The organism is Xenorhabdus eapokensis (genome assembly GCF_001908105.1).
Genome location: NZ_MKGQ01000067.1, coordinates 1 through 5,639, shown reverse-complemented (window position 1 = coordinate 5,639; position 5,639 = coordinate 1). Strand labels below are relative to the sequence as shown.

Here is a 5,639-nt window from a genome sequence, read left to right as displayed (position 1 = left end):
AGGTTTTTCTCATTCCAGCAGGTCACTTATATAGGCACTTATCTTATTTGGGCGGACAGAATACAGGAAAAACAATTACGTTCAAAAAAGATTCCGAATGGGTTCTAAGAAGTGTGTCTCTATTTGGGGCAAATAGATAGCCTCGCTTCAAATCATCAAGATAAAGATCTGAGTATTTTTTTTGATTTAACTTTTTGCGTATTTCTTGTCGTTGTTCTTCCAACTCCTCTATTTCGTCTTTGATATTATCCATTTGAATTTCAATTTTCACTCTGGATAATTTTTGCAGCTCTGCAACAGTTTCAATAGTGGTGTCTTTTAGTTCCCGCAAACCATCTTTAGCTAGGGCACTATTATTATACAAGGCAAACAATGCAGAGCCTGCCAGCATCGCAGCTCCGAACGGTCCCCCAATCATGGCAAGCGCACCCCGCGCACCTGCCGCCGCCCCTGACAGAAGGCGGGTGGAATATGACAATTTTCGGTTAGCCTCAGCCAAAAGATTCTTCGCGGACGTTTCGGTGGCAATGGATTCTTTGATTTTACGAAAGTTAGCCGTATATTCTTTCTGATAACTAATATCAATACTGTACTGCTTATTGATCATTTTTTGGGTAGTCAACCACCGATTTTGCTGTCCGGCTTGCTCACGTATAGCTCTTGCTGATTCTATTGTTCTTTGCGCTGTTACTGCCTGCTGTTTAGCTGCGTCACGCGTGGCTTTCTCGGTGGCTTTCCATGCACTGGCATTCTCACGTAACCCCGCCGTCAGTTTGGTTGCTACAACCGGGATAAGCGTATGCAAAGCAACCGCAGCCGCCAGATTAAAATTTTCTGCCAAGGTATTGATGGCACTGGTTGCCCCCTGAACGCCGGTGCGCAAGGGGCCGTCGGCGCTCTGACCGACTTTAATCGCCAGCCCTTCAAAGGCACTGCTCAACACATCCAGATCGGAGCTCAGGTTGTTCGCCCTGGCTGATGCCTGTTCATAAGCAACCTGTGTACCGGTCAACTTTTGGATCAGGTCGTCCAGTTTTCCCCTGCCTGTCACGAGGTTAGAGGCTGCACTGACATTGGCACGGCCGAATAATTTAACCGCCTCAGCCGTGGACAGGTTTTTAGTGGTTAGATGCTCCAGCGCCGTAGACAACCCGACCACCGAGGGTTTTAATTTTTTGTCTGTTGAGCGCTCCAGTGCCAGTACGACGTTGCGAATAGCTGTACCCGCTTCCGAGCCTTTAATACCCCGTTCCGCCAGTATCTGAATGGCAGCGCTGAGTTCTTCAAAGCTAATCCCTGCCTGCGCGGCCACCGTTCCGCCGTTTTTGATTGCCTGCGCAGTTTCACCGATTTCAGAGGAACCGTATTTCGCCCCGGCTGCCAGTACGTTAATAAAGCGATCGGCCTGTTCTGCTGAGGCGCCGAACTGATTTAAAGACAGAGCTAACGCTTTAGTCGCCTCCGGTAGCTCAATCCCGGATGCCTGCGCCAGAATAACCGCCTTCTCCGTGGCTAGTGTCAATCCTTCGGCGCTTTTCAGCAACTCCGGTTTTGCCGACGCCATCAGCTTAAACGCCTGAGCAATACCCGTTGCCCCAAATTCCGTGGTGCGTCCCAGCCGCTGGGCTTCTTCATCCAGTTTCTTTAACTGTGCGCCTGTGGCTCCAGTAATGGCGGACAGATCAGACAACGCTTGTCCGTATTTACGGGTATGCGAAATGATAGTGCCCAGTGAGAACCCTGTCCCTGCCAGCAGCATTAATTGGCCGGACACAGATTGGATTTGATTTGCCAGCGAACTGTAGGTTTTCTTTACCTTTTTGGCATCCGATGCTGCTTTATCGGTAAAACGCTCCGATTCCCGTCCGGCGTGGCGGTAAGCGTCCATGATCTGGGACTTAAACGAGGTGGCATTGACCAGCAAGCCGACCGTCAATGTAGATAAATTAGCCATAACTTAACCTAATAATTTCATGACAGCATCACACTGTATCTGGATCGTGTCGCGGGGGGCAGATACGGACGCAGCGGGTGGACTGTCTGGCGGTTGGCGGTTTTTCAGTCGGTAATAGGCCTGCCACTCATTGAGCGTAGACGCAGGCAAAGACAGGATGCGATAGGGATCTATTTCGCCGAGCTGCTCCGCGAGGGCAAAGGCAAAGTGCAGCGTCGGCGAGTGGGTTAGTTTTTTTCGGCGTCCTCCAGAGTGCCGATGGAATGCCGTTTCACAGTCTGGATAGCCTCAATCATTGTGGCGTTGTCGTGAATCGACATGAGTTCATCTGTCGTGGGCAAATCGGCTATCGGGATGGGCTGACCCTTATCATCCACCAGACAATCCAGCAACATCTGGATATTCAGGCGGGAAGCCTCGCGTCCGTCACCGGCTTCACTCAGCTTTTCGGCTTGCTCTTCCAGCGTCAGCAATTCGGCGGCGGTCATGCGACGCAGATTCACGGGTACACCAAATAACTCCACCGCTTTGATGTGCGGACGCGGGGTCAATAAGGCAGCTTTCAGGTTTTTCATGGTTGGGTGACTCCGGTTTGTTTCGTGCTGGCGATACCCCAGACGAGGTTATTTTGTTTACCCTTGACGGTGATTTGGATCACTTCGCTGGCTGGCGCGTTGATGTCGTTCATTTCCCAGCCGGACAGCGCCAATATCATCATTGCCGTGCGTTTATTCGGCAGGGCAATGTAAAACTGGACGGTTTCGCGTTGCTCTGCCGCATTCAGGAATACCGTAAAATCGGCGTTTTCAGGGTCATCAATAAAGCCTAATGACTTTTCGGGACCTTCCGGCATATCGGAAATAAACTGTTTGTTGGTATCCATCAGGGTAGTGCAGTCAATAAAACTGCCCGTTAACCCCGTGGCACCCAGCGCCTTACAGTTAATCAATGGGCGCATTTTTTCCACGGTATCGCCGGGTTTGCCAAATTTCACGACCGTACCGGCAGGCAATACGGCATATTCGGGTGATGTTGCCATCGTGTGTTCTCCTATTAACTATAAATGGACAGGGCGTCGCGGATCTCCTGCGCCAGCACCTTAACTACGGCGGTTTTGTTGTAATCCAGCGCTGGACGGATAAACGGCTTTGGCACCTGTTTAAGGGTACCCATTTCCTGCGTTAACGCTTTCATCCGGTGGGGTTGAGTGGAGCCAACAGTGATCATCACCCCACCCTTGTATTTCCATGATTTCGTGGAACGGATTTTGATATTGTCCCGCAGATGGGGACCATCACTTTTCTTGTCGTATCCGGCGTGGGTTTCCATATCTTCTTTGACGATTTCCATCGCGGCTTTCCCTGCCTTGCGCAAGATTTGCGTCTGGAGTTCAATATTCAATGCCTGCAACTGACGCCCCAGTTCTTCAAGGCCAGATATTTTGGCGCTAATCATCGGGCACCTCCGCAAAGGTGATGATAAAATCACGGGTGACGCGGTAGCGCTTACGGTTGCTGGTTTCCTCGATCATGTCCTGCATCAATGCCCCGCGTGAAATGGTTTGCACTGGCGTACGTCCGATAGCGCCATGCTGTATCACCTCCCACGCCGAGCGTAGTCGGGCTTCCAGTTGCAGAGCCTTAGTATAATTCAAGGTAATAATGCCGATTTGAAAGCGCCCTTCAATCAATCGCGCAGGGGCAAGTCCAGCGTTGAACTTCGGGTCACTGATACGCTGGTAGGTCACCCCTTCCAGCACCGAGGACGGTAATATCAGCGGATAAACCGGCAACTGTGTAATGCGCTCCAAATCGGCGTGAATATCAAGCTCGATCATGACGCACCTCGGCTTCGGTGCTGATAATCGAGCGGTCAGGCCGGTTATTGTCCACGGCGCGCACAGTAAACCGCCGCCCCTGATGTTCAATCAGCCAGTTGATATCAATATCCTTGCGCGACCTGATAGTAAATTGCTGAACTTCAATCACTTGTTGCTGGTCGGCCGTACGGATTTTACGGTTAGACATCGCTTCCGCTTTCGCCCAGACCGTGGTGACGTATTCCGGCGTGACGGTTTCAGCGCCGAGTACGTCACGGGTAATGACGGGGCGAAACAGCTTGATACGCTTATTCATTTCATTTGCCAGCATCCTGTCCTCCTAGACGGGTTTTATCCGGTAATCGTCTAGCAAGTCCCGGAAGCCCGGTGGCAACCGTTTCGGATCGCGGGTTTCATACCAAAACCCCACCGCCAGCATTAAAGCCAGCTTAATCAAGGGGGTGAATAGCATCCCATCAGGATCGGTATCAGGCACCGCGTCTTCGTAGACATTGCGATTCAGGTAATTGATAGCCTTTTCTCTGGCAGACTCAAGATAAGATTGCAACAAGGCATCTTCTTCATCAGAGTCAATCCGGCACTGCAACCGCAGCTCTTCAATCGTGGGTAATGCCATAGTTCCCCCTATAACAGGGCGGCACGAAGCCGCCCGAAGATGAGACTTACTTCCCACCCGCGGCTTTCAGCAGCTTCACTGCGTGGCTATCCACCAACAGGGAACCCACGCGCTTAGTGGTGTAGAAGTGGATAAACGGCTTATGGGTGTACGGGTCACGCAGCATGCGCACACCGAAGCGATCCAGAATGGTGTAGCAACGCTTGAAGTTACCAAACGCCACCGGCACCGCCTCTGCGCCCAAGTCCGCAAACTGCTCATTCTCCGCAATGCCGTAGCCCAGCAAAGCGGAAGGTTGTCCTAACTGCAAGCCCGGCTGCCACAGGTAGTTGCCCTGGCTGTCTTTCAGGGTACGCACCTGAAACAACACCTTGTTGTTCATCATAAATTTCGCCCCGGTGCGGTACGGTTTGCGCAGGGTGTAGATGAGCTGCATGATTTCATCCGCCGTGACTTCGGTCGGTTTTTTCAGCAGCAGATGCTGCAACGTGCCCCATTTGCGATCTTTGTCGGCCTGCGCATCACTGCCGTAGGCCAGCAAACCTTTTGGCTTGTTTTTGCCGTCGCCATGCGTGAAGGCGCTTTCTTCCTGTTCGGCAAACTCCTGTGTCAGCTCGGCAGTGATAAAGGCTTCCACATTAAAGAAGGCATCATCCAGCATGGTTTGGGTGGCGGCGGGGTTGCCGTAGATTTCGCCCCACGTCGGCTCGATTGGCGTCAATTTGGCGGTCTGGGTTTCCGGGCGCTCGTCGGTTTCCCCCACCCAGCCGCTATTGGTGCCTCCCTGGTTGACCAGTTGCTTAAAGTTGGGGGTGCCTACGGCGATCACGTTACATTCTGCCCGCATCACCACCTCATCTTTCAGGGCGTTGATGATATTGCGATCCAGCTCTTCCGGCACAGCATAGCCCCCATCGGGATCAACCGTGGTCTGCATTGCCTTTTGTTCCAGTTCGGCCAGCCCGTCTTCCCTGCCCTTGCGGATAAACTGACCAAAGGCGGCTTTGTGATCAGTGACGGCTTTGCTGTTGGTGCCGCCTGCCGGGCGTTTCAGTCCGGCCAGCTCTTCTTCCAGCCCGGCTTTCAGGGTATCCAGCTCGGACAGCTTGCCATTCAGGGTCTCCACCTGTCCGGCCAGTTTGCCTTTTTCAGCCTCGATCGCCTCAAAGCGTTTATCATTCTTCTCTTTGAACTCGTCAAAGCGCCCCTTGATTTCCTGCGCGACCTGT

8 protein-coding genes are annotated in these 5,639 nt (G+C 52.3%); all 8 read right to left on the bottom strand.

Annotated elements, in window-relative coordinates; all coding sequences use genetic code 11:
* Nucleotides 1–43: 43 nt before the first annotated feature.
* Entirely contained in the window at nucleotides 44–1,954 is a 1,911-nt protein-coding gene (locus Xedl_RS18900) for a phage tail tape measure protein (RefSeq protein WP_083600398.1), read from the bottom strand.
* 227 nt (nucleotides 1,955–2,181) lie between these two features.
* Nucleotides 2,182–2,505, bottom strand: a complete 324-nt coding sequence (locus Xedl_RS18890; RefSeq protein WP_244149766.1) for a phage tail protein — start codon at nucleotides 2,503–2,505, stop codon at nucleotides 2,182–2,184.
* Between the two features lie 20 nt (nucleotides 2,506–2,525).
* Nucleotides 2,526–2,993 carry a phage tail protein gene (locus tag Xedl_RS18885; protein WP_074025263.1) on the bottom strand — a complete coding sequence of 156 codons (468 nt, stop codon included), beginning with the start codon at nucleotides 2,991–2,993 and terminating at the stop codon, nucleotides 2,526–2,528.
* A gap of 14 nt (nucleotides 2,994–3,007) precedes the next feature.
* The gene (locus Xedl_RS18880; RefSeq protein ID WP_074025262.1) at nucleotides 3,008–3,409 is read right to left on the bottom strand and encodes an HK97-gp10 family putative phage morphogenesis protein; all 402 of its coding nucleotides are present in this window, start codon (nucleotides 3,407–3,409) and stop codon (nucleotides 3,008–3,010) included.
* On the bottom strand, nucleotides 3,402–3,791 hold the full coding sequence (locus tag Xedl_RS18875) for a hypothetical protein (RefSeq protein ID WP_074025261.1): 390 nt from the start codon (nucleotides 3,789–3,791) through the stop codon (nucleotides 3,402–3,404). Before Xedl_RS18875 ends, Xedl_RS18880 begins: the two co-directional genes overlap by 8 nt.
* Nucleotides 3,778–4,104, bottom strand: coding sequence for a phage head closure protein (locus Xedl_RS18870; protein ID WP_074025260.1), 327 nt, complete (start codon nucleotides 4,102–4,104; stop codon nucleotides 3,778–3,780). Before Xedl_RS18870 ends, Xedl_RS18875 begins: the two co-directional genes overlap by 14 nt.
* A 9-nt stretch (nucleotides 4,105–4,113) precedes the next feature.
* Nucleotides 4,114–4,410 carry a head-tail connector protein gene (locus Xedl_RS18865; RefSeq protein ID WP_074025259.1) on the bottom strand — a complete coding sequence of 99 codons (297 nt, stop codon included), beginning with the start codon at nucleotides 4,408–4,410 and terminating at the stop codon, nucleotides 4,114–4,116.
* Nucleotides 4,411–4,456: 46 nt separating this feature from the next.
* Nucleotides 4,457–5,639, bottom strand: a 1,183-nt coding sequence (locus Xedl_RS18860; RefSeq protein WP_074025258.1) for a phage major capsid protein, incomplete at its 5' end; no start/stop codon positions are given.